Raw genomic sequence first — 24,078 nt, forward strand, 5'->3', positions numbered from 1 at the left:
GCCCCGGAGGCCGCCGCGCCGGCCGAGGCGTCCCGCACGGTCGCCGAGCGCCCGCGCGGCACCGCCGCATCCGATGTGTCCGCCGCCTCGCAGGCCGACACGACGTCCGCGGCCAGCGTCGGCGGCCTCCGTCGCGCCTCCGCGGTGACCTCGTTCGACGGCGGCGCCTGGCGCGGCTGGGCCTGGCTCGCCGGGCCGCTGTCCGTGCTGGCACTGACCGGCGCCGTCGCGCTCGCGTTCCGTCTGCGCGGCCGCCTGGGCTGATCCCGCGGCGGCAGCCCGTCGTTAGGCTGGATCCGTGGGCGATGCGGCGGATCCGGACGTTCCTCGCGCCGAGGTCCGCCCCGATCCGGCAGGCCGACCGCGCGAGGTGCTCCGCGTCCCGGCGTTCGCGCTGTTCTGGAGCGCGACGACGATCCGGGCGCTCGGCGGCTCGATCGCCGGCGTCGCGGTCCAGGTGCTCATCGTCACGGTGCTCGACGCGACGCCTGTGCAGATCAGCATCCTCAGCGCCCTCGGGGTCGTGCCGTACCTGTTCCTCGGGCTGGTGGTCGGCGCGCTCATGGACCGCTGGCGGCGGCAGCGGACGCTCGTCGTCACGAGCATCGCGCGCGCGCTCGTGCTCGCCTCGATCCCGGTGCTGCTCCTCCTCGGCGTGCTGGACTTCGCGGTGCTCGCCGCGCTGACGCTCGTGCTCGGCGTGCTGACTCTGTTCGAGGACTCGGCCGCCCAGCCGCTGCTCCCCCGGCTCGTGCCGCGCGGCTCGCTCGTGATGGCGAACGCGCGCCTCGGCCAGAGCGGCACGGTGGCGACGACGGCCGGACCGGCGATCGGCGGCGCGCTGCTCGGCCTCGTCGGCGCGCAGGTCCTGTTCGCGATCGACGCGGCGATCACCGCGGTGGCGGCGGTGCTCCAGTCGCGCATCCGCGTCGACGAGCCGCCTCCGGAGCCGCGCCCCGCGGGCCGCCATCTCGGCCACGACATCGCGGACGGCATCCGCTACACCTACCGGCACCGCACGCTCCGGCCGCTCGCGATCTCGATCCACACCTGGTTCCTCGGCAACAGCATGGTCTCGACCGTGTTCGCGGTCTTCGTGCTCCGCGAGCTCGACCTCGAGCCGTGGGCCTACGGCGTCGCGCTGGCCGGCGGCGGGGTCGGCGGCTTCCTCGGCGCGGTGCTCGCGACGCGGATCGGGGCGCGGCTCGGCGCCGGCCGGGCGATCCTCCTCGGCCGTGCGCTCGCCGTGGTGCCGTGGCTGACGCTGGCCGTCGCGCCGCTCGACGCGTCCGGCGCGCTGCCCGTGCTGCTCGCCGTCGTCGCTGCGGCGCAGTTCGTCTGGGCGCTGTCGATGGGCATCGAGGACGCGAACGACACCGGCTACCGGCAGGCGGTCGCGCCGGACGCCATCCAGGGCCGGATGAACTCGACCATCCGCACGGTGAACCGCGTCGTGTTCTTCGTCGGCGCGCTGCTGACGGGCGTGCTCGCGACGCTGCTCGGGTTCCGGGCGACCCTCGGCATCGCCGCGGCCGTGTTCGCGGTCGCCGCGCTCATCGTGCTGCTGTCGCCGCTGCGCGACGCGCGGCACGACGAGGCGCGCGTGCCCGCTCGCTAGCGGGCGGGCGTCAGGACTCGGATGCGCGAGCGCGCGCGGCCCGACGGATCGAGCGGCGCCACGCGATCGCCGTGAACAGCATCAGGCCGCCGATCACCGCGACGCCGAGGAAGACCTGCAGCAGCACGATCCGCGGGTCGAGTCGCGGCCCCGGATTCCCCGTCCGGTAGGACGACTCGGGCAGCGTCGGCATCGGGCCGCTGATGAGCCCGCCGTCGATGAGCCACGCGGCGAGCCCGCCGACGAGCAGCACCGCGCCCACGATCCCGAGGATCAGCAGCGCGCGACCGATCCGCATGGCACGAGTATGCGCCGCCCGGCGGGTGACGTCACCCCCGTCCGCGCCGTCGCACCGCGAGCCGGACGGCCTCGGACAGCGCGGCGACCGCGACCGCCGCGAGCACCCCGGTCACGACGAGCAGCACATCCCGGGTGGCGGGTCGGTTCACGTCCGCGACGTCGTAGTACGCACCGGGCAGCCGCAGGATCGCGTCGGCGGATGACCGGTCGGCGGGGTCGGTCGACGTCGTGCAGCGCCAGGCGCCCGCCTCCCCCTCCGAGGCTCCCGTGCGAGTGCAGGTCGTCTCAGCTGCGGCGAGCGCCGGCACCTCACCCGTGGCCTCGACCGCCCAGCGCGATCCGTCCGAGTCGAAGCGCGCCGCCGACGCCGTCGTCACGATCGACTCATCGCCCGTCCGCGTCACGCCGTCGCCGAACCGCACCGCGACGCGGTAGCCGGGCGCCGTCAGCGTGCGCTGCTGGAAGCCCGCATCGGTCCGGACGTCCTGCAGGTCGATCACGAGCGCACCCGTCGTGCAGTGCTCGTCCGGCTGGAAGTAGTCGATCCGCACGACGTGCGGACGGCTCGCCCCCTCGTGCACCTCGCTGCTCCAGCACGAGCCGTCATCGGCGACCGGCAGGCGCGGCGTCTCCGGTCGCGATCCGGTCCATCGCAGCTCGGCGCTGAACCCGGTCCACCCGGGCACGGTCCGGACGCTGAGGAGATCCCGGCCGTCGGGCGAGAGCGAGCGGCTCACCGACTCGACGGCGCCGGCGATGCGGAGCGAGTCCTGGGTCCGAGTCGGCGCGACGGACGGACGCACGGACGTGAGTCCGACGACGGCGAGAGCGGCCACCGCGGCCAGCACGGCGACGGCGAGGAGCGCGGCGAGCGGGACCCAGGCGCGGGATGGGCGCGTCGGCGGCGCCGCCGTCACGGCATCCGTCCTCGTCGCCGGCCGACCGGATGACCGCGACGCGCGCGCGGCGCGGCGGTCCGTCGTCCTGCGGTTGGGCATGCCCGAATGATGGACCCGCTCCGTCCGTGCGGGCAATGGCGGAAAGCGGCCCTTCGGCCGACGACCATCACCGCAGGGTGTCGAGCCACGCCGCGAAGGTCTTCCGTCCGAGCCGCGTGCCGGGCTCCGGCAGGAGCGTGCCGTCGCGCATCGCGCGCCCCCAGCGCCCGGGGAACGGCACCGGCAGCACCGGCGCGTGCGAGCCGCGCGCCGCGAGGTACCGCCGCACCATGTCCGGCATCCGCTCCTCGCGGGGGCCCGCGAGGTCGGGGGCGACGCCGCGCGGGTCGCCCTCGGCGAGCGCGACGAGCTCCGCGGCGACCTCCGCAGCGGCGATCGGCTGCGACCGCATCGTCGGCACGAGCCGCAGCGGACCCACGGCCCCGCGGTCAGCCAGCTGCGCGGCGAACTCGTGGAACTGGGTCGTGCGCAGCAGGGTCCAGCCGCCCGGCCTCGCCAGGAGCATCCGCTCCTGGAGCGCCTTGCCGGCGTAGTAGTCCGCGTCCACCTCGAGCGCGCCGATGATCGACAGCGCCACGTGATGGCCGACCCCGGCCGCCCGCTCCGCGTCGAGGAGGTGCTCCGTCACCTTGCCGAAGAAGCGCCGCGACGCCTCCGCGGCGAGCGTGCTCGTGGAGGCGACGTCGATCACGGCGTCGACGCCGTCCAGCGCGTCGGCGAGGCCGGCTCCGGTGACCAGGTCGACACCGGTCGCGCGGCTCAGCACCACGGCCTCGTGCCCGGAGGCCGCGAGCCGGTCGACGACCGGGAGCCCGACCGCGCCGGTGCCGCCGGCCACCGCGATCCTCATCGGACGACCTCCGCCGTCCGAGCGGTCCGCGCCGACTCCGCGCGCCGCGCCGGCACCGCCAGGGCGATCCCGAGCCCGGCGCTGACGACGAGCGCGAGGACCTCGGCGGCGTAGTCGGCGGCGGTGCCCTCCGGGTGGCTCACGTGGTAGCCGAAGTGGAGCACGCCGAACACGCCCCAACCCGCCCCGGCGAGTCGCCCGGGGAGCGCCGGGCGCGCGAGCAGCGCGACGAGGGTGATGGCGCCGAGACCCAGGTAGAAGGCGCCGACGTCGCGCACCAGGTGCTCGTTGTACGGCCCGTCGATCGACACGAAGGTGAGCCCGAAGCCAGGGAAGCCGTCGTAGAAGGATCGCGGCAGGAATGCGGCCCAGACGCCGGCGAAGAGCGCCAGGATCAGGGAGAGCGCCAGGAGGACGCGTCGCAGCGGTGTGTTCATACTCCACAGGACCGGACGGCGCACGGAGATGTCAGGTGCCACCTGACGATCCTCGCGGCTGTCCGGTCCTGAAGGCGAGACGAGGTGGAGATGACGGACCCGGAGACCGATGCCGAGGTGCTCGGCGAGCGGCGGCACCTGCTCGCGCTCGCCTTCCGGATGCTCGGCACGGTCGCCGAGGCCGAGGACGCGGTGCAGGAGACGTACATCCGCTGGTACCGGATGAGCGAGGCCGAGCGCGACGCGATCGAGGTGCCGCGGGCGTGGCTGACGCGGGCGGCGAGTCGCGTCTGCCTCACCGTGCTCGACTCGGCCCGGATGCGGCGGGAGCGCTACGTCGGTCCCTGGCTGCCCGAGCCGGTGCCGGCCGCCGCCTTCGCCCTGCCGGCGCCGCCGACCGACGATCCGCTCGACCGCGTCACCCTCGACGAGTCGGTCGGCACCGCGCTGCTGGTGGTGCTCGAGGCGATGACGCCGGCCGAGCGGGTCGCCTTCGTGCTCCATGACGTGTTCGCGCTGCCGTTCGACGAGATCGCGGAGATCGTCGGACGCACGCCGGCGGCCTGCCGCCAGCTCGCGTCCGCCGGCCGGAAGCGCGTGCAGGACAGCCGCGGCCGCCGGGTGCCGCGAGCGGAGCACGACGGCGTCGTCCGCGCGTTCGCCGCGGCGGCGCGAGGTGGCGACCTGGATGCGCTGATCGCGGTGCTGGACCCGGACGTCGAGCTGCGCTCGGACGGCGGCGGCATCGTGACCGCAGCGCGCAACCCGGTCGCCGGCGCCGACCGCGTCGTCCGCTTCCTCCTCGGCATCCTCGAGAAGAACCCGCACGCCGAGGTGCTCGAGCAGGACACCCCCGACGGGCTCGGCTTCGCCATCTGGGACGAGGGCCGCATCACCGGCGTCGTGACGCTCGACGTGGTCGCGGGGCTGGTGGCGAGCATCCGGATCGTGCTCAACCCGGAGAAGCTCACACTGTGGCGGTGAGGCCGCGCCCGGCCGGGGAAACAGCGAAGCCCGACCGGAGTGGAGTCCGATCGGGCTTCGTCGGGCTGACAGGATTTGAACCTGCGACCCCCTGACCCCCAGTCAGGTGCGCTACCAAGCTGCGCCACAGCCCGTGGCCTGCGCCGGACGGATCCGGCACGGCTGTCCACTCTACCGTGTCGCGCGCGACCGCCGGCACCGGATCCGGTGCCCGCCGGAACGCGTGCCCTTCACCCCGCCGGCGCCACGTTGAAGTTGTCGCGGAACACGTTGTCCGGGTCGACCTCGCGCTTGATTGCGCGGAGCCGCACGAGCGTGTCGCCCGGGAAGGCGTCGTCGATCCGCTCGGCCCGCAGGTCCGTGTCGAAGCTGAGGTAGAGGCCCGAGAAGTGGCTCGCCAGGTCGTCCCAGGCGGCGTCGATCCGGTCGCGGTCGGAGCCGAACGCGACGGCCGAGAAGCGGGCGTCCCGGGCGGCGAACGCGGTCGCGTCGGACGGCACGTCCTCGGTGGCGCCGCCCATCGCGCGGATCTGGAAGAAGTACACGTCGCCGCTCGCGAGCAGGTCCGCCGCGGCGCGCGCGAACTCGGGCGTGATCGTGCGGAGCAGGCCGCTGCGGGTGACGGGCTCGCCCGAGCCGGCGTGCGGGTCCGGCGAGACGTTCGCCATGATGCCCGCGTAGTCCGTCATCCGCGCCTCGGAGCCGACCAGGGTGCCGACGGCGGCGAAGGGCTGCAGGCGCTCGAGCACGGTGTCGGGGTCGTCGGAGTCGACGGCCACGGTGATCATGGCGACGTCGGGCTGGCCGGGACGCGGGCGGCCGAAGAGCAGGAAGCTCGTCGTGTCGCGCGGCGCGGCCACCTGCGCGGCGCCCCAGCGCTCGAGCAGGTCGGCGACGTCCTGCGTGGCGACCTGCAGCTGCGCGAAGCCGAGCTCGCCGACCTCGTCGACCTCGAACTCGAAGTCCACGACGATGCCGACGTTCGCGCCGGCCCCGCGGATCGCCCAGAACAGCTCGGGGTGCTCGGTGTCGGACGCACGGACGACACTGCCGTCGGCGAGGACGACCGTCGCCGCCCGGAGGTGATCGATCGTGAGCCCGTGCTCGCGCACCAGCCAGCCGATGCCGCCCGCCGTGGCCAGACCGCCCACGCCGACGCCGCCGTAGTCGCCGGAGCTCAGCGCCCAGCCGTGCGGCCGGAGCGCGTCGGCGACCGCCGCCCAGCGGGCGCCCGGGCCGACGCGCACGCGGCGCGCGGCCTCGTCGACGACCTCGATGGCGTCGAGCGAGCCGAGATCGAGGACGACGCCGCCGTCGTTCGTCGACCGCCCGCTGATGCCGTGCCCGCCGCTGCGGATCGAGAGCGGCACGGGCTGCCGCCGTGCGAACGCGAGGGCTGTCACGACCTCGTCGACGGTGCGAGGACGCAGCACGAGCCCCGGCGCACCGCCGCGGAGGTAGGTGGACCGCACGCGCGCGTAGCCGAAGTCGCCCGGCTCGACGGCCGTCTCCGCCAGCTCCGCGGGCACGGCGTCGTAGGCGATGCCCTCGCGACGAGCTGCGAGCGAGGCCGCCGAGCGGCCGGAAGCGGCCCCGGTGCCGCGACGGGCGCGCTCCGCCTCGACGGCCTCCCGCACCGCCGGCGCCAGGTCCTCCCCCACCTGCCGGATCCGGTCCGGGTCGTCCGTCGCCACGATGAACGTGCTGATGCCGCCGTCCAGGGCGAGCGTCACCAGCTCGGCCACCTCGGCGTCCAGCGACGTGTCGCCGCCGCCCACGTTGAGCAGCCGCTCGATCTCGTCCGGCCGCCGGCCGTGCTCCTCCGCCGACGCATCGATGATCGCGTTCCCGCGCGCCAGGTCGCCGTCGTCGAGCCACATCCGGCTCGGCAGCCAGCCGTCGGCCTTCTCGCCGATGAGCCGCAGCATCCGCGGCTTCCGCGCGCCGAGCCAGATCGGCACCTCGTGCGCCGGCCGCGGACCCCGCTTCGCGCCCGCGACGCGGTGGTAGGTGCCTGGGACGCGGAGCGGCCGCCGCTCCTCGGCGTCCCAGATGCCTCGGATGATGTCGATCGCCTCGCTCAGCGCGTCGACGCCCTGTCCCGGCGTCAGCTTCGACTCGCCCATGCCCTCGATCGCGTCCCAGAAGCCGCCGGCGCCGAGGCCGAGCTCGATGCGGCCGCCGGAGAGCAGATCGAGGCTCGCGACCGAGCGGGCGAGCACGGCGGGCTGCCGCAGCGGCAGGTTGAGCACGTTGCCCGAGAGGCGGATGCGCGACGTCTGGGCCGCGACCCAGGAGATGAGGGTCCAGGTGTCGAGGAACGCCGGCTGGTACGGGTGGTCCTGGAACGTCACCAGGTCGAGCCCGGCCTGCTCGCTGACCCGGGCGAGCGCGACGGGCGCCTGCGGGTCGCGGTTGGACGGGGTGATGAAGGTGCCGAAGCGGATCGGCCGGCCGTAGTCGGGCATGCTCCGATCATGCGGGGCGACGGACGCCCCCGGCAAACGCACGAGAAGCGGCTTACGATAGAGAAGTGACTACGACCTGGAGCCGGATCTCGGACGAGCAGTGCGGCGCCTTCACGAGCGCCGTCGAGCTGGTGGGGCGGCGATGGTCCGGCGGCATCCTGCTCGCGATCGCGCGCGACGCGCACCGCTTCAGCGACATCCGCGCCTCCGTGATCGGCCTGTCCGATCGGATGCTGGCCCAGCGGCTGCGCGAGCTCGAGTCCGCATCCATCGTCGAGCGCTCGGTGCTGCCGAGCACGCCGGTGCAGGTGCGCTACGACCTCACGACCCGCGGACGCGAGCTCATGAAGGCGCTCCAGCCGCTCGTGGCCTGGGCCCACGAGTGGGAGACCGAGCCGGCCGTCGCCGTCTGAGGCGCGGCCGATCGAGCCGGGGGGCGCCGGATCGCCGACGCCGCTCAGCCCTCCTCGGCGATCCGCTTGATCGCGGCCAGTCGACGGTCCCAGCCCGCGCCGATCGCGTCGAGCCGTGCGGCCGTCGCGCTGAGCTCCGCGCCGAGCACGCGGAACCGCACCTCGCGGCTGACCCGGATCGGCTCGACGACCCCGACCTGCTCGAGCACGGCCAGGTGCTTCGCGATCGCCTGGCGCGACACCGGCAGCCGCTCGGCGAGAGCGGACGCGGACGCGTCGCCCTCGCCGAGCGCCGTGAGGATGCTCCAGCGCGTCTCGTCCCCGAGCGCGGCGAACACCGGCACGAGGGTCGCACTCACGCGGCGCCCTCGAGCAGCACGACGAGCTCGTCGAGCTCGAAGACCCACCCGCGGGCGTGCTCGCGCAGGTTGCCGACCGGGTCGGAGGTGGTCGCGAAGCCGGTCTCGACGACGGTCAGCTCGGTGCCGTCGTCGATCGGGGTCAGCGTGAAGACGAACACCGTGGAGCGGGCGTCCTCGACCGCGGCGGGGATGTCCTCCGCGCGCGCGTCGTCATTCGTCCAGCGGTAGGCGATCGAGCGCGGCGCGTCGACGGACTCGATGCGGAACGGGATCGCGCCGTGGTCGTCCCAAATCAGCCTGCCGGTCGCGCCGGCCCCCTCGCCCTCGAGCTCGGCACGGTCGCTGAACCAGCGCGCGATCTGCTCGGGCTCGGTGATGGCGGCCCAGACCCGCTTCACGGGGGCGGCGATCCGGACGGTGCGGCGCACGCTGAGCGCGGTCTCGTCGATGACGGACGCCGGGTTGGTGGTGGTGGTCATGATCGGTCCTCTCAGTCGGTCGATCTGCAACCTCAGCATTGCACGTCTGGGTGTCCGGACGCAACTGTGGAGTTGCAGATCAGTCGAGCTGGTCGCCGTCGACGTAGACCCAGCGGCCGTCGACCCGGGCGAACCGACTGCGCTCGTGCAGCAGGCCCGCGCCGTCCGGGGACCGGTACGACGCCCGGAACTCCACCACCCCGGTCTCGTCGTCCGCTCCCCCTGCCTCCGTGTCGACGATCTGGAGCCGGCGCCAGACCAGGTCGGGCTCCAGATCGAGCGCCGCCGGCCGCGTCGACGGATGCCAGCTGCGCACCAGGTACGCGGCGTCCCGGCTCGCGAAGGCGCTGTACCGTGAGCGCATGAGCGCCTCGGCCGTCGGCGCCGGAGCACCCGCGAGCAGGGGTCCGCAGCAGTCGGCGACCGCGCGGCCGGACCCGCACGGGCAGTCGTCGGAGGTCTGCGGCTCGGCCATCGGGCACCATGGTGGCATGACCGACGCCGCGCCGACCGTGCTCCTCACCGGCTTCGAGCCGTTCGGCCGCGCGGTGCGCAATCCGTCGTGGGACGCCGTGGCGGCGCTGGCCGAGCGCGGCGTGGACGGCGTCCGCCTCGTCCCGGTGCTGCTGCCGGTCGGGTTCGGCGCCGCCTCCGACGCGCTGCGGGCCGCGATCGCCGAGCACGCCCCGGATGCCGTGGTCGCCGTCGGTCTCGCCGAGGGCCGCGACCGCATCACGCCGGAGCGCATCGGCATCAACCTCGACGACGCCCGCATCCCCGACAACGGCGGCGCGCAGCCGGTGGACGAGCCGATCGAGGCGGACGGACCGGATGCGCGCTTCAGCACGCTGCCCGTGCGCGCGATCGTCGACGCCCAGGTCGTCGCCGGGCTGCCGGCGGCGCTGTCGACCACGGCCGGCACCTACGTCTGCAACCACGTCGCATACCTGCTGCCGGCCCTGACGTCGGCGCCGGCGGGGTTCATCCACGTGCCGGCGACGGCCGAGACCGGCATCCCCGACGTGCCGACCGTGCCGCTCTCGACGATCGTCGACGCGCTGCGCGTCGCGGTGCAGGTGACGGCGGGAGCGGTGACGGCCGCGCGGGTCGACTGACCGCGACCGGGTTCAGGCGAGCTCGGCGATCAGCTCGTCGACCGTGACGACCTCGGCCTGCCGCGGGAACACCTTGCCGGTGAGCACGCGGTGCACCTCCTCGTCGAAGTCGGCGCAGGCGTCCTCGACGACGATGACCCGGTAGTCGCGATCGGCGGCATCGCGCACGGTCGAGAGCACGACCCCGCTCGTCGAGACGCCGGAGAGCAGCAGCGTGTCGATGCCGCGCGACCGGGCCCAGTCGTCGAGGTCGGTGGTCGACAGGGCGCCGACGCGGCGCTTGCGGAACTGCGGCTCGGCGGGCAGCGCACCGAGGCGCTCGTCGACCTGCGACGCGGCCGGATCGGCCGAGCGGCTCCGCGCCGCGTAGCCGGCGAAGATGCGGTTGTGCGGCGCGACGTCCGCGGCCTCCTCCTCGGTCAGACCGACGCGCACGTAGCCGACGCGCAGCTGTGCCGTTCGCGCGGCGTCGATCGCGCGACGCGCGCGCTCGAGCAGCGCGTCCACCTCCGCCACCCGGCCCAGCACGCCCGGCTGGAAGTCCATGACGAGCAGGAGCGAGCGGGCGGGGTCGACGGCGTCCATGAGCCGGAGGCTACTCCGGGTGCGTCGGGGCTTCGACAGGCTCAGCCATCCGGAGGAAGCGGCTCAGCCATCCGACCCTGCGACTCAGCCATCCGGGGAGGCGGCTCAGCAATCCGGAGGCGCGGGTCAGCGGCGGGCGCGCTTCTCCCGCACTCGCATGTTGACCTCGACCGGCGTGCCCTCGAAGCCGTAGACCTCGCGCAGGCGCCGCTGGATGAACCGGCGGTACTGCGGGTCGAGGAACCCGGTCGTGAACAGCACGAACGTCGGCGGACGCGTCGCGGCCTGCGTGCCGAACAGCACGCGCGGCTGCTTGCCGCCGCGCACCGGGTGCGGGTGCTCGGCGGCGAGCTCGGCCAGCAGGGCGTTGAGCTTGCCGGTCGGGATGCGGGTGTCCCAGCTCGCCAGCGCGGTCTCGAGCGCCGGCACGAGCTTCTCGAGGTGGCGCCCGGTGCGAGCGGAGATGTTCACGCGCGGGGCCCACGTCACGTGCGCCAGATCCTGCTCGATCTCGCGCTCGAGGTAGCGGCGGCGGTCGTCGTCGAGCAGGTCCCATTTGTTGAAGGCGAGCACGAGTGCGCGGCCCGACTCGAGCACGAGATCGATGATGCGCAGGTCCTGCACCGAGATCTGCTCGGTCACGTCGATCACGACCACCGCGACCTCCGCCTTCTCGAGCGCGGCGGCGGTGCGGAGCGAGGCGTAGAAGTCGGCGCCCTGCTGCAGGTGCACGCGCTTGCGGATGCCGGCGGTGTCGACGAACGTCCAGATGCGGCCGCCGAGCTCGATCTGCTCGTCCACGGGGTCGCGGGTGGTGCCCGCGAGCTCGTTGACGACCACGCGCTCCTCGCCCGCCGTCTTGTTGAGCAGCGAGCTCTTGCCGACGTTCGGGCGGCCGAGGATCGCGACGCGGCGCGGGCCGCCGATCTCCTGCTTGGCGACGGCCGACACCTCGGGCAGCACGGACATGGCGTGGTCGAGCAGGTCGTACACGCCGCGGCCGTGGATGGCGCTGACGGGCCACGGCTCGCCGAGACCGAGGCTCCAGAGCACGGCCGCCTCCGGGTCGCGCACCGCGTCGTCCGACTTGTTGGCGACGAGGATGATCGGCTTGCGCGAGGCGCGGAGCATCCGCACGACGTGCTCGTCGACCGCGGTCGCGCCGACGTTGACGTCGACGACGAACAGCACGGCGTCGGCGAGGTCGACCGCGACCTCGGCCTGCGCCGCGACGGAGGCGTTGATGCCCTGCGCGTCGGGCTCCCAGCCGCCGGTGTCGACGAGCGTGAAGCGGCGGCCGAGCCACTCGGCCTTGTAGCTGACGCGGTCGCGCGTGACGCCCGGCTTGTCCTCGACGACGGCCTCGCGGCGGCCGAGGATGCGGTTCACGAGGGCCGACTTGCCGACGTTCGGGCGGCCGACGATCGCGAGCACCGGCAGGGCCGGCAGGTAGGTGATGCCGTCGGGGCCCTCCTCGGCCGCCTCGAGCAGCTCCAGGTCCTCGTCGTCGAGCTCGAACTCGTCGAGTCCGCGCCGCAGCGCCGCGGCGCGCAGCTCGGCGGCGTCGTCGTCGAGGGCCTCGAGGCGCTCGGCGAGGGCGGGGTCGAACTCCGGCGCGTCGTCCGCGTCGGGGGTGTCGGGCAGGTCCGTGGTCATGTGCTGGTCCTCAGCTGGTCGTTGACCGCACCAGTCCGACGACCGCGGCGACGGTCTGGTCGAAGTCGAGCTGGGTGGAGTCGATCGTGGTGACGCCCTCGGCTGCGGTGAGGAAGTCCACCACCTGCGCGTCCGCCCGGTCGCGCTCGACGAGCTGCGCGGCGGATCCGGCGTCGGCGGGCGCCAGCTCGGCGGCCCGACGGGCGATTCTAACCGCTTCGTCGGCCGTGAGCAGGATCCGCACCTCGGCGTCGGGCGCGACGACCGTCGTGATGTCCCGTCCCTCGACCACGATCCCGGCCGCCGGGGTGTCGCGCATGAGCTTGCGGAACACCTGGTTCAGGCCCGTGCGCACCTCGGGCACGCGCGCGATGGCACTGACCACGGCGGTGATGCGGGGCTCGCGGATGGCGGACGTGACGTCCGCCCCGGCGACGCTGATGCGCGCCCCGCCGGGTGCGGGCACGATCCGGTAGTCGAAGTCGGCGAGCGCGGCGCGCACCTGCTCGGCGTCCTGCGGGTCGCGGCCGCCCTCGAGCGTCCACCAGGCGAGGCCGCGATAGGCCGCGCCGGTGTCGAGGAACTCGAACCCGAGCTCCCGGGCCGCGGCCCTGCTCACGCTCGACTTGCCGCTGCCGGCCGGGCCGTCGACGGCCACCACGACGGCGCTCATCCGTCCACCTCCATGAGAGTCCAGCCGCGCGCGGTCAGCGCGTCGGCGAGCCGGGTCGCCGACTCCGGCACCACGGAGACCTCGGCGAAGCCGACGTTCGCCTCCGGCGAGTGCTCGAGCCGCAGGTCCTCCATGTTCACGCCCTCCTGGCCGATCTCGGTCAGCAGGCGCGCGAGCACGCCCGGCTCGTCGTCGATCCGCACGGTCAGGGTCGCGTACCGGGTGCCCGAGCCGTGCTTGCCCGGCAGCCGCTGCACGCCGAGGTTGCCGTTCGCGATCGCCTCGACGAGCATGCGGCGCGATCCGGGGGCGTCGAGGTCCTCCAGCGCGCCGAGCACGGCGTCGAGGTCGTCGCGGAGCGGGCGGAGCACCGCGGCGATCGGCGCCGCGTTCGCACCGAGGATCTGGCCCCAGAGCGCCGGGTCGCTGCCGGCGATGCGGGTCGTGTCGCGCAGGCCCGGGCCGCTGATCGCCAGCGCCTCGTCGCTGCCGCGGGTGAGCCGCGCGGCGAGGAGGGAGGCGACGAGCTGCGGGGCGTGCGAGATGAGCGCGACGCTCTGATCGTGCGCGACCACGTCCATCTCGATCGGCGTCGCGCCGAGGTCGAGCACGAGGTCCTCGAGCGCGGCGGCCCGGCGGTAGGTGATGCCGCCGTGGCCGGCGAGGATCCAGGGCCGTCCGTTGAACAGGTCGGCGCGAGCGGACACCGCTCCCCCGCGCTCGCGCCCCGCCATCGGATGCGAGCCGAGGTAGCGGCTCACGTCGGCGCCGAGCTCGCGCAGCTCGGCGAGCGGCGCGGACTTCACGCTCGCGACATCCGTGACCAGCGCGTCCGGGTAGGCGGCCAACTGCGCCGCGACGACGCGCGCCGTCACGTCCGGCGGCACGGCGACGACCACGACGCCCGGCCGGTCGTCCGGCCCGGCGAGGCGGCCCGCGCCGTAGTCGACCGCGAGGCGGAGCGCGGCCGGCGACGCGTCGTCGAGCGTCACGTCGACGCCCTTGGCGCTGAGGCCCAGGCCGACGCTCGTGCCGAGCAGGCCGGTGCCGACGACGCGGACCGACTCGGCGAGACGTCGGTCGCTCATGGTCAGCTGTCCTGTCGGTCGGCGGGCCGGTCGTCCCGGTCGGCGCCGCCCGCGCGCGAGAGCGTCAGCAGGCGGCCGACCTCCACCTTAGTGAGGTGGCGGCTGCGCCCCGACCCGAGCGTGCCGAGGTGCAGCGGCCCGAACTGGCGCCGCACGAGCTCCTCGACGGGGTGGCCGACGGCGTCCATCATCCGGCGCACGATGCGGTTGCGCCCCGAGTGCAGCGTCAGCTCGACGATCGTGCGGCCCCGGCTCGGCTCGCCGAGCAGCCGCGCCTTGTCGGCCCGGATCGGGCCGTCCTCGAGGTCGAGCCCCGACAGCAGCGCGCGGAGCGCCGGGGGCGCCACCACGCCGCGGACCGTCGCGATGTAGGTCTTCTCGACCCCGAACGACGGATGCGCCAGCACGTGGGCGAGGTCGCCGTCGTTCGTCAGCAGCAGCAGCCCGCTCGTGTCGGCGTCGAGGCGGCCGACGTTGAAGAGCCGCTCCTCGTACTCGTCCGTGAACTCGCGGAGGTCGGGCCGGCCGCGCTCGTCCTTCATCGTGCTCACCACGCCGGTCGGCTTGTTGAGCATGACGTAGCGCACGTCCGGTCGCAGCTGCACGGCCTGGCCGTCGACCGCCACGAGATCGACGTCGGGGTCGACGCGGCTGCCGAGCTCCGTGACGATGCGGCCGTTCACCTCGACGCGGCCCTCCACGATGAGCTGCTCGCTGACGCGGCGGGAGGCGACGCCGGCCGCGGCGAGCACCTTCTGCAGGCGCTCGCCCTCGGTCGGCAGTCCGGGGTCAGAGGTCGTCGAAGCCATCGGATCCATCCGGGAGGAGCGGGGAGATCTCGGGCAGCTCGTCGAGCGAGTTGATGCCGAGCTGGACCAGGAGCAGGTCGGTGGTCTCGTAGAGCACCGCCCCCGTCTCGCTGTCGGTGAAGGCCTCCTGGATGAGGCCGCGGCCGAGCAGCGTGCGCACGACCGAGTCGACGTTGACGGCGCGGATCGACGCGATCGAGCCGCGGCTGATCGGCTGCTTGTAGGCGATCACCGCGAGCGTCTCGAGCGCCGCCTGCGACAGCCGCGTCGGGTTCTGCGTCATCACGAAGGAGGCGACGACGCTGTCGTGCTCCGGCCGCACGTAGATGCGCCAGCCGCCGCCGACCTCCCGCAGCTCGAAGCCGCGGCGCGGGCCGCCGGCCTCGCCGTCGTAGTCGGCGACGAGCCGCTCGACGGTCTGCCGCACGGCCGCCACGGGCGCCTGGAGCGCGGTGGCCAGCTGCACGAGCGACTGCGGCTCGTCGACGACCATGAGGATCGCCTCGAGCGCGCGCTCGAGGTCCCGCGGGGCGGCGGCGTCCACCGCGGTCGTCTCCGTGTCCGTCGTCTCGGCGTCGGTCATCGCGTCCGCGTCATCCGTCATAGTCGGCTCCCAGATCGGCCAGGCTGTCGTCCGTCCAGTGTGCCGCGGTCCAGCGCACGGTGAGCTCGCCGAGCGGCTCCAGCTGCTCGAAGGCGACCGCGGCGTGACGGTAGAGCTCGAGCACGGCGAGGAAGCGCGCGACGACCACGCCCTTCTCGGTCGCGCCGGCCACCAGCGCGCGGAAGCTCAGCGGCTCACCGCGGCGCAGCAGCGCGACGACGTGCGCGGCCTGCTCGCGGATGCTCACCAGCGGCGCGTGCAGGTGGGCCAGCCCGACGAGCGGCGCGTCCTTCGGCGTGAAGGCGAGCACGGCGAGCGCCGCGAAGTCGTCGGCGGTCAGCGTCCAGCGCAGCTCGGGCGTCTGGCGGCGGTACTTCGCCTCGAGCCGGACGCTGCGCACGTGCCGCGTCGACTCGGCCTCGAGGTGCGAGCCGAACCACGCGGACACCTCCTTGAACGCGCGGTACTGCAGCAGCCGCGCGAACAGCAGGTCGCGGGCCTCGAGCAGTGCGACATCCTCGGCGTCGACGAGCTCGCCGCGGGGCAGGAGGCCGGCGACCTTGAGGTCGAGGAGCGTCACCGCGACCACGAGGAACTGGCTCGCCTGGTCGAGCTCCTCCTCGCTCTCGAGGCCGCGCAGGTAGGAGATGAACTCGTCGGTCACCTGGCTCAGGGAGATCTCGGTGATGTCGAGCTCGCGCCGCGTGATCAGCGTGAGGAGCAGGTCGAACGGGCCCTCGAAGTTCGCCATCGAGAGCCGGAAGCCCGCCTCCGCCTCCCGCGCGGACGCCGCCTCGGGCGACGTCGCGCCCGGCGACGTCGCGACGGGCGACGTCACGCCCGGCGACGCCACGCCCGGCGAGGCCGCGTCCGGCGACGGCGCGTCAGGCGACGGCACCGCGGGCCACGAGCTCCCTCGCCAGGTGGCGGTAGGACTCCGCGGCCGGGTGGTCGGGCGCGAAGTCGACGATCGCCTTCGCCGCGACCGAGGCGTCGGGGAACTTCACCGTGCGTCCGATGATCGAGTCGAGCACGCTGCCGCCGAACGCCTCCTGCACGCGCTCGAGCACCTCGCGGGAGTGCAGCGTGCGCGAGTCGAACATGGTGGGCAGGATGCCGTCGAGCGCGATCGCGGGGTTGAGCCGCTCGCGCACCTTGTCGATCGTCTCCAGCAGCAGCGCGACGCCGCGGAGCGCGAAGTACTCGCACTCGAGCGGCACCAGCACGCCGTGGGCGGCGGTCAGCGCATTGACGGTGAGCAGGCCGAGCGAGGGCTGGCAGTCGATGAGCACGACGTCGTAGTCGTCGCTGACGTGCCGCAGCACCCGCGCCAGGATCTGCTCGCGCGCGACCTCGTTGACCAGGTGCACCTCGGCGGCCGACAGGTCGATGTTCGCGGGGATCACGTCGAGCCCGTCGACGCCGGTGTGCTGGATGGCGCCCCGCACGTCCTTGCTGCCGCCGAGCAGCAGGTCGTAGATGGTGGTGGCCTCGTGCGTGTCGACGCCGAGCCCGGCGCTGAGGGCGCCCTGCGGGTCGAAGTCGATCGCGAGCACGCGCCGGCCGTACCGCGCCAGGCTCGCGCCGAGGTTGATGGTGGTCGTCGTCTTGCCGACGCCGCCCTTCTGGTTGCACAGCGCGATGATCCGCGCCGGCCCGTGACCCGAGAGCGCGCGGGGCACCGGGAACTCGTGATGCGGCTGCCCGAGGCGCCCGGCGCCGGCCGTCTCGGGCCGGTCGATCTCGGCCACATCGTTCGGCTCTGCCATGGCGGCGAGTCTACGAGCGGCCGGCACCGGCACCCGGCCGCGCAACGCCCGTCTGCGCGGGCTCGGTTCGACCTCTGGTTGAAGGTCGTACACCGTCCGGACCTAGTCTGATCGCATGACGACGGTGCTCCTCACGGGCGGGTCCGGCAACATCGCCACCCGCGTCCGGCCCCACCTCCGCGAGCGAGGCTGGCGCGTCCGCCTCCTCGATGTCACGGCCCCGCGGGAGCCGCTCGAGGCGGGCGAGGAGGCGATCGTCGGCTCGATCCTGGAGGACGCGGATGTGGCGCGCGCGGTCGAGGACGTCGACCTCGTCGTGCATCTGGCCGCCTACCCGACCGAGCAGGCCTGGCCCGACATCATGCGGCTCAACATCGACGCGACGGAGCGCGTGCTGCGGCTGTCGCAGGCGGCCGGCGTGCGGCACGTCGTCTACGCCAGCACGGTGCACGCCGTCGGCTTCGTGAACTTCTCGCAGCTCGCCTCGGCCGAGGTTCTGCTCCCCCGCCCCGACACCTACTACGGCGTCAGCAAGGCCGCGAGCGAGGCGCTCTGCAGCGTCTACGCCGACCGCTTCGGCATGTCGATCGCCTCCGTGCGCATCGTCAACGCGACGCCCTACCGCGAGGAGGCGGGCCAGCGGATCACCTGGTTCGATCCCGCGGACGCCGCCCGCCTGTTCGCGGCGACGCTCGCCCTCGAGGAGCCGGGCCACCACATCGTCTGGGGCGTGTCGCTCGGCGCGGAGCGGTACTTCCCCCTCGGCCCCGGCCGCCGGATGGGCTACGACCCGCAGGAGGACATCACCCTGCCCGGCGACCACGACGGCATCGACGACTTCGAGGACGGGCCGATCGGCTGGGACTTCCCGCAGTACCCGCTCGGCGTCCCCCTGCCGGCCGACTACGGCGCCGGCGGCCCGCCCGCGAGCTGATCGAGTCGCGCGGCCGACCGCGCGTGCGTGCGGCGCTCAGCGCGCGCGGGGATGCGCCGTCGTGTACGCATCGCGGAGCGCATCCGCGGTGACGAGCGTGTAGAGCTGGGTCGTGCCGACGTCCGCGTGGCCGAGCAGCTCCTGCACGACGCGCACGTCCGCGCCGCCTTGCAGCAGGTGCGTCGCGAAGGAGTGCCGCAGCGAGTGCGGCGAGAGCGCCACGTCCACCTTCGCCCGCGCCGCCGCCGCCCGGATCACCAGCCAGACGCTCTGCCGCGACAGCCGCGCCCCGCGGGCGCCGAGGAACAGCGCCGGGGTGGCCGGGCCGCGAGTCGAGAGCACCGGGCGTCCGCGCACGAGGTAGGCGTCGACGGCGGCGCGGGCGTAGCTGCCGACCGGCACGATCCGCTGCTTGCCGCCCTTGCCGGTCAGGCGCACGAGATCGAGCGCGCCGTCGTCGCCGATCAGGTCGTCGACGTCGAGCGAGGTCGCCTCCGAGACGCGGGCGCCGGTCGCGTAGAGCAGCTCGAGCAGGGCGCGATCGCGCAGCGCGACCGGCTCCTCCCCGTCCACGGCGGCGAGCAGCGCCTCCACCTGGTCGAGCCGGAGCGCCTTCGGCAGCCGCCGCGCCGCCTTCGGGGCGACCAGCCGGGCCGACGGATCGGCTGTCAGCACCCCCTCGTCGACGAGGAAGCGCGCGAACCCGCGGATCGACGAGATGAGCCGCGTTCGCGACGCCGTCGCGCGACCCGAGCGCTGGACGGCCGCGAGGTGGGCGCCGATCGCCTCCTCCGTGAGCGCGTCGGCGCCGGCCCCCGGCGGCAGCTGCGCGAGCAGCGCGTCGAGGTCGCGGCGGTAGGCGTCGAGCGTGTTCGCCGACCGGCCGCGCTCGATCGCGAGATGCCGCAGGTACCGGTCGCGCTGCCGCTCCAGCTCCCCCGACACCGTCGCGCCCGCCACCGCTGCTCCCGCCGTCCCGATCCGACCGAGCCCGGTCGGCCTCCGTCCCGCCGATGCTATGCCGGTGGGCGGACGACGGACGGCGCCGCCCCGGAGATCCGGGACGGCGCCGTCGGCGTGCGGTCGATCAGGCTCCGAGGAGCGAGGCCGTGCCGCGATCGGTGTCGATCACCAGGAGGCGCTTGCCGACCTTCTGGATGTACTCGGTGTCGTCGAGGTCGTACGACCAGACCTCGTCCTTCTCGGAGTACTTGTGGGCCGAGAGCTGGTCGTCCTCGGCCTCGTAGTACTGCTGGGCGCCGAGGTAGGTGGAGCTGCCCGAGTCGAAGCGCTCGGTGTAGTTCTCCGTGCCGTCGCCCGCCTTGAGCAGCACGACCTCCTTCTCGGTCTTCACCACGACGTTGTCGCCGACCACGCCGGAGACGTACTGGAACGTGTCGTCCCACGCCTTCGTCCACTTCTCGGCGCCCGTCGCGGGGTCGAGTCGCTGGATGCTGTCGTAGCCGTCGTCGCCCGCGCTCTCGCCGGAGAACAGGGCGCCGTCGGTGATGAAGAACTGGTCGACGTCGACCGACTTCGACCAGCTGTCCTTGCCGGTGGTCGGGTCGATCGCCATCAGCGTGTAGCTCTTGCCCTTGTCGTCGCCCTCGGCGCGGAGCACCTTGTCGCCGAGCGACACGTAGTACGTGTTCTCGTCGATGTCGTCGCCCCAGCTGGCCGACTTGCCGGTCTTCGCGTCGTAGACCTCGCCCGAGACGTCGTAGGAGAAGTCGCTGTCGTCGGAGGAGCTGTCCGACGACGAGAAGTCGTAGGCGCGCACCTCGATGTAGTCGCCGACGAAGCTGAGCCCGGACGACTTGTCGTCGACCTTGATGGACCAGTCCGCCTTCTTGTCGACCGCGGCGCCGTTGTAGCGCGACAGCTCGACCGGGGCGTCGTCATCCTCCTTGCTGAGCACGAAGGTGTCGCCGCCGTGCGTGTAGACCGTGGCGTAGCCGTCGACATCCTGCTTGACGTCGACCTTGCCGGTCTTCGCGTCGACCGCGAGCAGCGTCGTCGTGTAGTCGCCCTTGTCGCCGAGCGTGGCGGCCGAGACGACCACCGTGCCGGCGGCTGCGAGCGGGTCGGCGGTGACGGCGGTCTGGAAGTCCGCGCCGTCGACCTCCTTCGTCACGTCGAGCTTCCAGAGCACCTTGCCGTTCGACATGTCGACGCCGGCCACCTGCGGGGTGAAGTCGGGGTCCTCCGGCTTCACGGCCTTGCTGGTGCCCTCGGGGTCGCCGTACGAGCCGTCGTCCCAGCCGTCGCAGGCGCCGGTCTCGTCGTCGTCGCCGAAGCTGTAGCACGTGCCGAAGTAGTCGCCCGACGGGAAGTAGTCGTCCTCGTCCGGGTAGTCGAGCGTGAAGGTCGAGTCGTTGAAGTACGCGTCTTCGGCCGCCGCGTAGGCGACGCCGGCCGCGTAGCCCGCCGAGTAGTCCTCGTCGTAGCCCTGGTACCAGTTGCTGTCGCCGCCGTCGTACGAGTCCTCGTCGAACACCGGCACGACCACGGCCAGGTCCTCGCCCACCTCGGAGACGTCGACCGACTTGATCGTGTCGCTGTCGTTGCCGAGCGTGTAGTCGGCCTTCCAGACCGCCTTGGGCTCGCTGGTCAGGTCGGTGATGAGCCCCGCCGACGACCCCGCCGGCGCGAACAGGCCCGGGAGCACGAGCACCGCGACCGCGATGATCGCGCCGACGACGAGCACGCCGCCGCCGGAGAGCCCGAGGATGAGCGGGAGGCGGCTCTTGCGCTTCGGCGGCACCGGCGGCACGGCACCGGTGAAGCCCTGCGGCGGCTGGGCCGTGGCCCCGTAGGACCAGTCGCCGGTCTGCTGCTGCCCGGTCTGCTGCTGCCCGGCCCACTGCCCGGCGGGCTGCTGGCCCGGCTGCACGTACTGGCCGGTCTGCGGGTCCCACTGCGGCTGCTGGCCGGTCGGCTGCTGCGCCTGCTGGCCCCACTGCTCCGGCTGAGCCGGCTGCTGGGGCTGCTGCGCCTGGACGTACTGGCCGGTCTGCGGGTCCCACTGCGGCTGCTGGCCGGTGGGCTGCTGACCGATGGGCTGCTGCTGGGCCTGCTGACCCCACTGGGGGGCGGCCGGGGCGGCCGGCTGCTGGCCGGGCTGCACCCACTGGCCGGTCTGCGGATCCCACTGCGGCTGCTGACCGGTCGGCTGCTGCGCCTGCTGGCCCCACTGCTGTCCGGGCTGCTGGGGCTGGGCCGGCTGCTGACCCCACTGCGGCTGCTCGCCCGTCGGCTGCTGCGGCTGCTGGGGTGCCTGCCCCCACTGCGGCTGCTCCGGCTGCGTCGGCTGCTGGCCCCACTGCGGCTGCTCGCCGGTCGGCTGCTGCGGCTGCTGGGGTGCCTGACCCCACTGCGGCTGCTCGCCGGTCGGCTGCTGCGGCGCCTGCGGGTCCTGGGGTGCCCACGGCGAGCCCTCGGGCTCCCCCGGCTTGCCGCCGTTCGGCGGGACGTTGGAATCGGACACGGGTCTCCCTCGGTGCGGTGAAACGGTGCTGTGTTTCGCAGGACGCCCGCGAAAGAGAACGTGAGCGTACCCCGACAGCGAGGATCCTAGACCCGGGTCGCGCCGGGTCGGGATGCCCCGTTGTGGGGGATGCTCACATCCTAGCGCGCGGCCAGCGCGGCGAGCGCGAGTGACGCGACCTGCAGCGGACCGTTGCGCAGGCGCCCGTCGAGCACCGCATCGACGACCTCGGCCAGCGGCACCCAGCGGGCCACGATCTGCGCCTCCTCGTCGGTGCGCTCGTAGTCCGACTCCACATCGCGGAGCCCGCGCGCGGCGAAGACCGTGATGATCTCGTCGCTGCCGCCGGGGCTCGTCGCGATCTGCACGAGCGGCTCCCAGGTGTCGGCGGCGAGGTCGACCTCCTCCGCCAGCTCGCGGCGGGCCGCGTCGACCGGCGGCTCCCCCGCGACGTCGAGCAGCCCGGCCGGCAGCTCCCAGTCGCGCAGGCGCACCGGATGCCGGTACTGGTTGATCAGCAGCAGCCGGCCCTCGTCGTCCAGCGCCGCCACGGCGACGGCGCCCGTGTGGTCCACGTAGTCGCGCGTGAACTCCGAGCCGGCCAGCCGCACGCGGTCGGAGCGGATGTTCCACACGCGCCCCTCGAACGCGATGCCGGTCTCGAGCACCTCGGCCTGCTCGGCGACGTCGACGAGCGGCCCGGTCAGCAGGCGCTCGCGCAGCGCGGCGAAGTCCTCCATCTCAGGACTCCACGGCCTCGGCACTGCGACGGCGCTCCTCCTCGGCCACCTCGAACAGGCGGGTGGAGCGCTGGCGCTCGAGCGCGGCGCCGACCAGCCCGCGGAACAGCGGATGCGCCCGGTTCGGCCGCGAGCGCAGCTCCGGGTGCGCCTGCGTGCCCACGTAGAACGGGTGCACGTCGCGCGGCAGCTCGACGTACTCGACGAGCGTGCGGTCGGGCGAGATGCCCGAGAACACGAGGCCGGCGTCCGCGATGCGGTCGCGGTAGTGGTTGTTCACCTCGTAGCGGTGGCGGTGGCGCTCCGAGGCCTCCGTCGACCCGTACAGCCCGGCCACGATCGACCCCGGCGTCAGCGCCGCGGGGTAGAGGCCGAGGCGCATGGTGCCGCCGAGATCGCCGCCGGCGATGATGTCCACCTGCTCCGCCATCGTCGCGATGACCGGGAACTCGGTGTCGGGGTCGAACTCGCTCGAGGAGGCGCCGGGCAGGCCGGCGACGTCGCGGGCGTACTCGATGACCATGCACTGCAGGCCGAGGCAGAGGCCGAGCGCCGGGATGCCGTTCTCGCGCACGAAGCGCAGGGCGCCGAGCTTGCCCTCGATGCCGCGCACGCCGAAGCCGCCGGGCACGCAGATGCCGTCGACGTCGCCGAGCATCCGCGCGGCGCCCTCAGGGGTCTGGCACTCGTCCGACGGCACCCAGCGCAGGTGCACCTTGGTGTGGTGCGAGAAGCCGCCGGCGCGGATCGCCTCCGAGACCGAGAGGTACGCGTCGGGCAGGTCGATGTACTTGCCGACGAGCGCGATCGTCACCTCCTGGCGGGGGTCGTGCACCGTGTCGAGCAGCGGCTGCCAGGTGCTCCAGTCGACGTCGCGTGCCCGGGTGAGCCCGAGCTGCTCGATGATGTAGCGGTCGAGGCCCTGGTCGTGGAGCATCGTCGGGATGTCGTAGATCGAGGGCACGTCGATCGCGTTCACGACCGCGCGCTCCTCGACGTCGCACATGAGCGCGATCTTGCGCTTGTTCGACTCCGAGACGGGGCGGTCGCTGCGCAGCACCAGCGCATCCGGCTGGATGCCGATCGAGCGCAGCGCGGCGACCGAGTGCTGGGTCGGCTTCGTCTTCTGCTCACCGGAGGCGCTCATGAACGGCACGAGCGAGACGTGCACGAAGAACACGTTGCGGCGGGTGAGCTCGTGGCGCACCTGGCGCGCGGCCTCGATGAACGGCTGCGACTCGATGTCGCCGACGGTGCCGCCGATCTCGGTGATGATCACGTCGGGCGCGGGGCTGCCGTCCTCCGGCGGGATCGCCTGGAGGCGCATGCGGCGCTTGATCTCGTCGGTGATGTGCGGGATCACCTGCACCGTGTCGCCGAGGTACTCGCCGCGGCGCTCCTTCGCGATGACGCTCGAGTAGATCTGGCCGGTGGTGACATTCGCCGCCTGGTCGAGGTCGATGTCGAGGAACCGCTCGTAGTGGCCGATGTCGAGATCCGTCTCGGCGCCGTCGTCGGTCACGAAGACCTCGCCGTGCTGGAACGGGTTCATGGTGCCGGGATCGACGTTGAGGTACGGGTCGAGCTTCTGCATGACGACCCGGAGCCCGCGCGCGGTGAGCAGATTGCCCAGACTCGCGGCGGTGAGGCCCTTGCCGAGGGAGGAGACGACACCCCCGGTCACGAAGATGTGCTTGGTCACGTCCGCTTCGGTATTGATCGCCACGGGTTTTCAGCGTATCGGACCC

Annotated in this window: 26 protein-coding genes and 1 tRNA gene; 6 read left to right on the plus strand and 21 right to left on the minus strand. The window is 73.6% G+C overall.

Annotated features, from left to right (window positions below):
* Positions 1–264, plus strand: a 264-nt coding sequence (locus tag AC1RSJ_RS08365) for a hypothetical protein (protein ID WP_493117904.1), incomplete at its 5' end; no start/stop codon positions are given.
* 34 nt (positions 265–298) lie between these two features.
* Positions 299–1,618 (plus strand): MFS transporter, encoded by a 1,320-nt coding sequence (locus AC1RSJ_RS08370; protein ID WP_493117905.1) that lies wholly within the window; start codon positions 299–301, stop codon positions 1,616–1,618.
* 10 nt (positions 1,619–1,628) lie between these two features.
* Here the strand turns inward: AC1RSJ_RS08370 and AC1RSJ_RS08375 are convergent, their stop codons facing one another.
* The 4 genes from AC1RSJ_RS08375 to AC1RSJ_RS08390 form a co-directional block, all read right to left on the minus strand.
* A complete protein-coding gene (locus tag AC1RSJ_RS08375; protein WP_493117906.1) occupies positions 1,629–1,916 on the minus strand; it encodes a hypothetical protein in 288 nt (95 codons plus the stop codon).
* Positions 1,917–1,947: 31 nt separating this feature from the next.
* Entirely contained in the window at positions 1,948–2,916 is a 969-nt protein-coding gene (locus AC1RSJ_RS08380; protein ID WP_493117907.1) for a hypothetical protein, read from the minus strand.
* A gap of 67 nt (positions 2,917–2,983) precedes the next feature.
* Positions 2,984–3,727 (minus strand): SDR family oxidoreductase, encoded by a 744-nt coding sequence (locus AC1RSJ_RS08385; protein WP_493117908.1) that lies wholly within the window; start codon positions 3,725–3,727, stop codon positions 2,984–2,986.
* Positions 3,724–4,206, minus strand: a complete 483-nt coding sequence (locus tag AC1RSJ_RS08390; protein WP_493117909.1) for a hypothetical protein — start codon at positions 4,204–4,206, stop codon at positions 3,724–3,726. The genes AC1RSJ_RS08385 and AC1RSJ_RS08390 overlap by 4 nt, the downstream gene beginning before the upstream one ends.
* Before the next feature lie 48 nt (positions 4,207–4,254).
* On the opposite strand from AC1RSJ_RS08390, the gene sigJ reads away from it, so the two are divergent.
* Positions 4,255–5,148 carry an RNA polymerase sigma factor SigJ gene (gene sigJ, locus AC1RSJ_RS08395; RefSeq protein WP_493117910.1) on the plus strand — a complete coding sequence of 298 codons (894 nt, stop codon included), beginning with the start codon at positions 4,255–4,257 and terminating at the stop codon, positions 5,146–5,148.
* Between the two features lie 60 nt (positions 5,149–5,208).
* Here sigJ and AC1RSJ_RS08400 read toward each other — a convergent pair.
* Positions 5,209–5,282 (minus strand) — tRNA-Pro (locus AC1RSJ_RS08400).
* 96 nt (positions 5,283–5,378) lie between these two features.
* Entirely contained in the window at positions 5,379–7,616 is a 2,238-nt protein-coding gene (locus tag AC1RSJ_RS08405; RefSeq protein ID WP_493117911.1) for an LLM class flavin-dependent oxidoreductase, read from the minus strand.
* A 65-nt stretch (positions 7,617–7,681) separates the two neighbouring features.
* On the opposite strand from AC1RSJ_RS08405, the gene AC1RSJ_RS08410 reads away from it, so the two are divergent.
* Positions 7,682–8,029, plus strand: a complete 348-nt coding sequence (locus AC1RSJ_RS08410) for a winged helix-turn-helix transcriptional regulator (RefSeq protein ID WP_493117912.1) — start codon at positions 7,682–7,684, stop codon at positions 8,027–8,029.
* A 44-nt stretch (positions 8,030–8,073) separates the two neighbouring features.
* On the opposite strand, the gene AC1RSJ_RS08415 is transcribed toward AC1RSJ_RS08410, so the two are convergent.
* The 3 genes from AC1RSJ_RS08415 to AC1RSJ_RS08425 all read right to left on the minus strand — a co-directional run bounded on the left by AC1RSJ_RS08415 (position 8,074) and on the right by AC1RSJ_RS08425 (position 9,345).
* Positions 8,074–8,388, minus strand: coding sequence for an ArsR/SmtB family transcription factor (locus AC1RSJ_RS08415; RefSeq protein ID WP_493117913.1), 315 nt, complete (start codon positions 8,386–8,388; stop codon positions 8,074–8,076).
* Positions 8,385–8,870: an SRPBCC domain-containing protein gene (locus AC1RSJ_RS08420; protein ID WP_493117914.1), complete on the minus strand. Its 486-nt coding sequence runs from the start codon at positions 8,868–8,870 to the stop codon at positions 8,385–8,387. Before AC1RSJ_RS08420 ends, AC1RSJ_RS08415 begins: the two co-directional genes overlap by 4 nt.
* A gap of 79 nt (positions 8,871–8,949) precedes the next feature.
* Positions 8,950–9,345 (minus strand): YchJ family protein, encoded by a 396-nt coding sequence (locus AC1RSJ_RS08425; RefSeq protein ID WP_493117915.1) that lies wholly within the window; start codon positions 9,343–9,345, stop codon positions 8,950–8,952.
* Positions 9,346–9,361: 16 nt separating this feature from the next.
* Between AC1RSJ_RS08425 and pcp the strand changes: the two genes are divergently transcribed.
* Positions 9,362–9,985 carry a pyroglutamyl-peptidase I gene (gene pcp, locus AC1RSJ_RS08430; RefSeq protein ID WP_493117916.1) on the plus strand — a complete coding sequence of 208 codons (624 nt, stop codon included), beginning with the start codon at positions 9,362–9,364 and terminating at the stop codon, positions 9,983–9,985.
* A gap of 12 nt (positions 9,986–9,997) precedes the next feature.
* On the opposite strand, the gene AC1RSJ_RS08435 is transcribed toward pcp, so the two are convergent.
* The 8 genes from AC1RSJ_RS08435 to AC1RSJ_RS08470 form a co-directional block, all read right to left on the minus strand.
* Positions 9,998–10,570 carry a cysteine hydrolase family protein gene (locus tag AC1RSJ_RS08435; RefSeq protein ID WP_493117917.1) on the minus strand — a complete coding sequence of 191 codons (573 nt, stop codon included), beginning with the start codon at positions 10,568–10,570 and terminating at the stop codon, positions 9,998–10,000.
* A gap of 126 nt (positions 10,571–10,696) precedes the next feature.
* A complete protein-coding gene (gene der / locus AC1RSJ_RS08440; RefSeq protein ID WP_493117918.1) occupies positions 10,697–12,226 on the minus strand; it encodes a ribosome biogenesis GTPase Der in 1,530 nt (509 codons plus the stop codon).
* A gap of 10 nt (positions 12,227–12,236) precedes the next feature.
* The gene (gene cmk / locus AC1RSJ_RS08445) at positions 12,237–12,899 is read right to left on the minus strand and encodes a (d)CMP kinase (RefSeq protein WP_493117919.1); all 663 of its coding nucleotides are present in this window, start codon (positions 12,897–12,899) and stop codon (positions 12,237–12,239) included.
* Positions 12,896–13,987 carry a prephenate dehydrogenase gene (locus AC1RSJ_RS08450; protein ID WP_493117920.1) on the minus strand — a complete coding sequence of 364 codons (1,092 nt, stop codon included), beginning with the start codon at positions 13,985–13,987 and terminating at the stop codon, positions 12,896–12,898. Before AC1RSJ_RS08450 ends, cmk begins: the two co-directional genes overlap by 4 nt.
* Positions 13,988–13,989: 2 nt before the next feature.
* Complete coding sequence (locus tag AC1RSJ_RS08455) at positions 13,990–14,796, minus strand: pseudouridine synthase (protein ID WP_493117921.1); 807 nt, start codon at positions 14,794–14,796, stop codon at positions 13,990–13,992.
* The gene (scpB, locus tag AC1RSJ_RS08460; protein WP_493117922.1) at positions 14,777–15,400 is read right to left on the minus strand and encodes an SMC-Scp complex subunit ScpB; all 624 of its coding nucleotides are present in this window, start codon (positions 15,398–15,400) and stop codon (positions 14,777–14,779) included. Before scpB ends, AC1RSJ_RS08455 begins: the two co-directional genes overlap by 20 nt.
* Entirely contained in the window at positions 15,390–16,151 is a 762-nt protein-coding gene (locus AC1RSJ_RS08465; protein ID WP_493118099.1) for a segregation and condensation protein A, read from the minus strand. Before AC1RSJ_RS08465 ends, scpB begins: the two co-directional genes overlap by 11 nt.
* Positions 16,152–16,284: 133 nt before the next feature.
* Entirely contained in the window at positions 16,285–17,169 is an 885-nt protein-coding gene (locus AC1RSJ_RS08470) for a ParA family protein (RefSeq protein ID WP_493117923.1), read from the minus strand.
* A 115-nt stretch (positions 17,170–17,284) separates the two neighbouring features.
* Between AC1RSJ_RS08470 and AC1RSJ_RS08475 the strand changes: the two genes are divergently transcribed.
* Positions 17,285–18,103, plus strand: coding sequence for an NAD-dependent epimerase/dehydratase family protein (locus tag AC1RSJ_RS08475; RefSeq protein WP_493117924.1), 819 nt, complete (start codon positions 17,285–17,287; stop codon positions 18,101–18,103).
* Positions 18,104–18,139: 36 nt separating this feature from the next.
* On the opposite strand, the gene AC1RSJ_RS08480 is transcribed toward AC1RSJ_RS08475, so the two are convergent.
* From AC1RSJ_RS08480 to pyrG, 4 genes are all read right to left on the minus strand, one after another.
* A complete protein-coding gene (locus AC1RSJ_RS08480; protein WP_493117925.1) occupies positions 18,140–19,063 on the minus strand; it encodes a site-specific tyrosine recombinase XerD in 924 nt (307 codons plus the stop codon).
* 127 nt (positions 19,064–19,190) lie between these two features.
* A complete protein-coding gene (locus AC1RSJ_RS08485) occupies positions 19,191–21,590 on the minus strand; it encodes an outer membrane protein assembly factor BamB family protein (protein WP_493117926.1) in 2,400 nt (799 codons plus the stop codon).
* A gap of 140 nt (positions 21,591–21,730) precedes the next feature.
* Positions 21,731–22,330 carry an NUDIX domain-containing protein gene (locus tag AC1RSJ_RS08490; protein ID WP_493117927.1) on the minus strand — a complete coding sequence of 200 codons (600 nt, stop codon included), beginning with the start codon at positions 22,328–22,330 and terminating at the stop codon, positions 21,731–21,733.
* A 1-nt stretch (position 22,331) separates the two neighbouring features.
* Positions 22,332–24,032, minus strand: coding sequence for a CTP synthase (gene pyrG, locus AC1RSJ_RS08495; RefSeq protein WP_493117929.1), 1,701 nt, complete (start codon positions 24,030–24,032; stop codon positions 22,332–22,334).
* Positions 24,033–24,078: the final 46 nt, after the last annotated feature.

It is taken from the genome of Schumannella sp. GW821-FHT10F01, assembly GCF_058809295.1.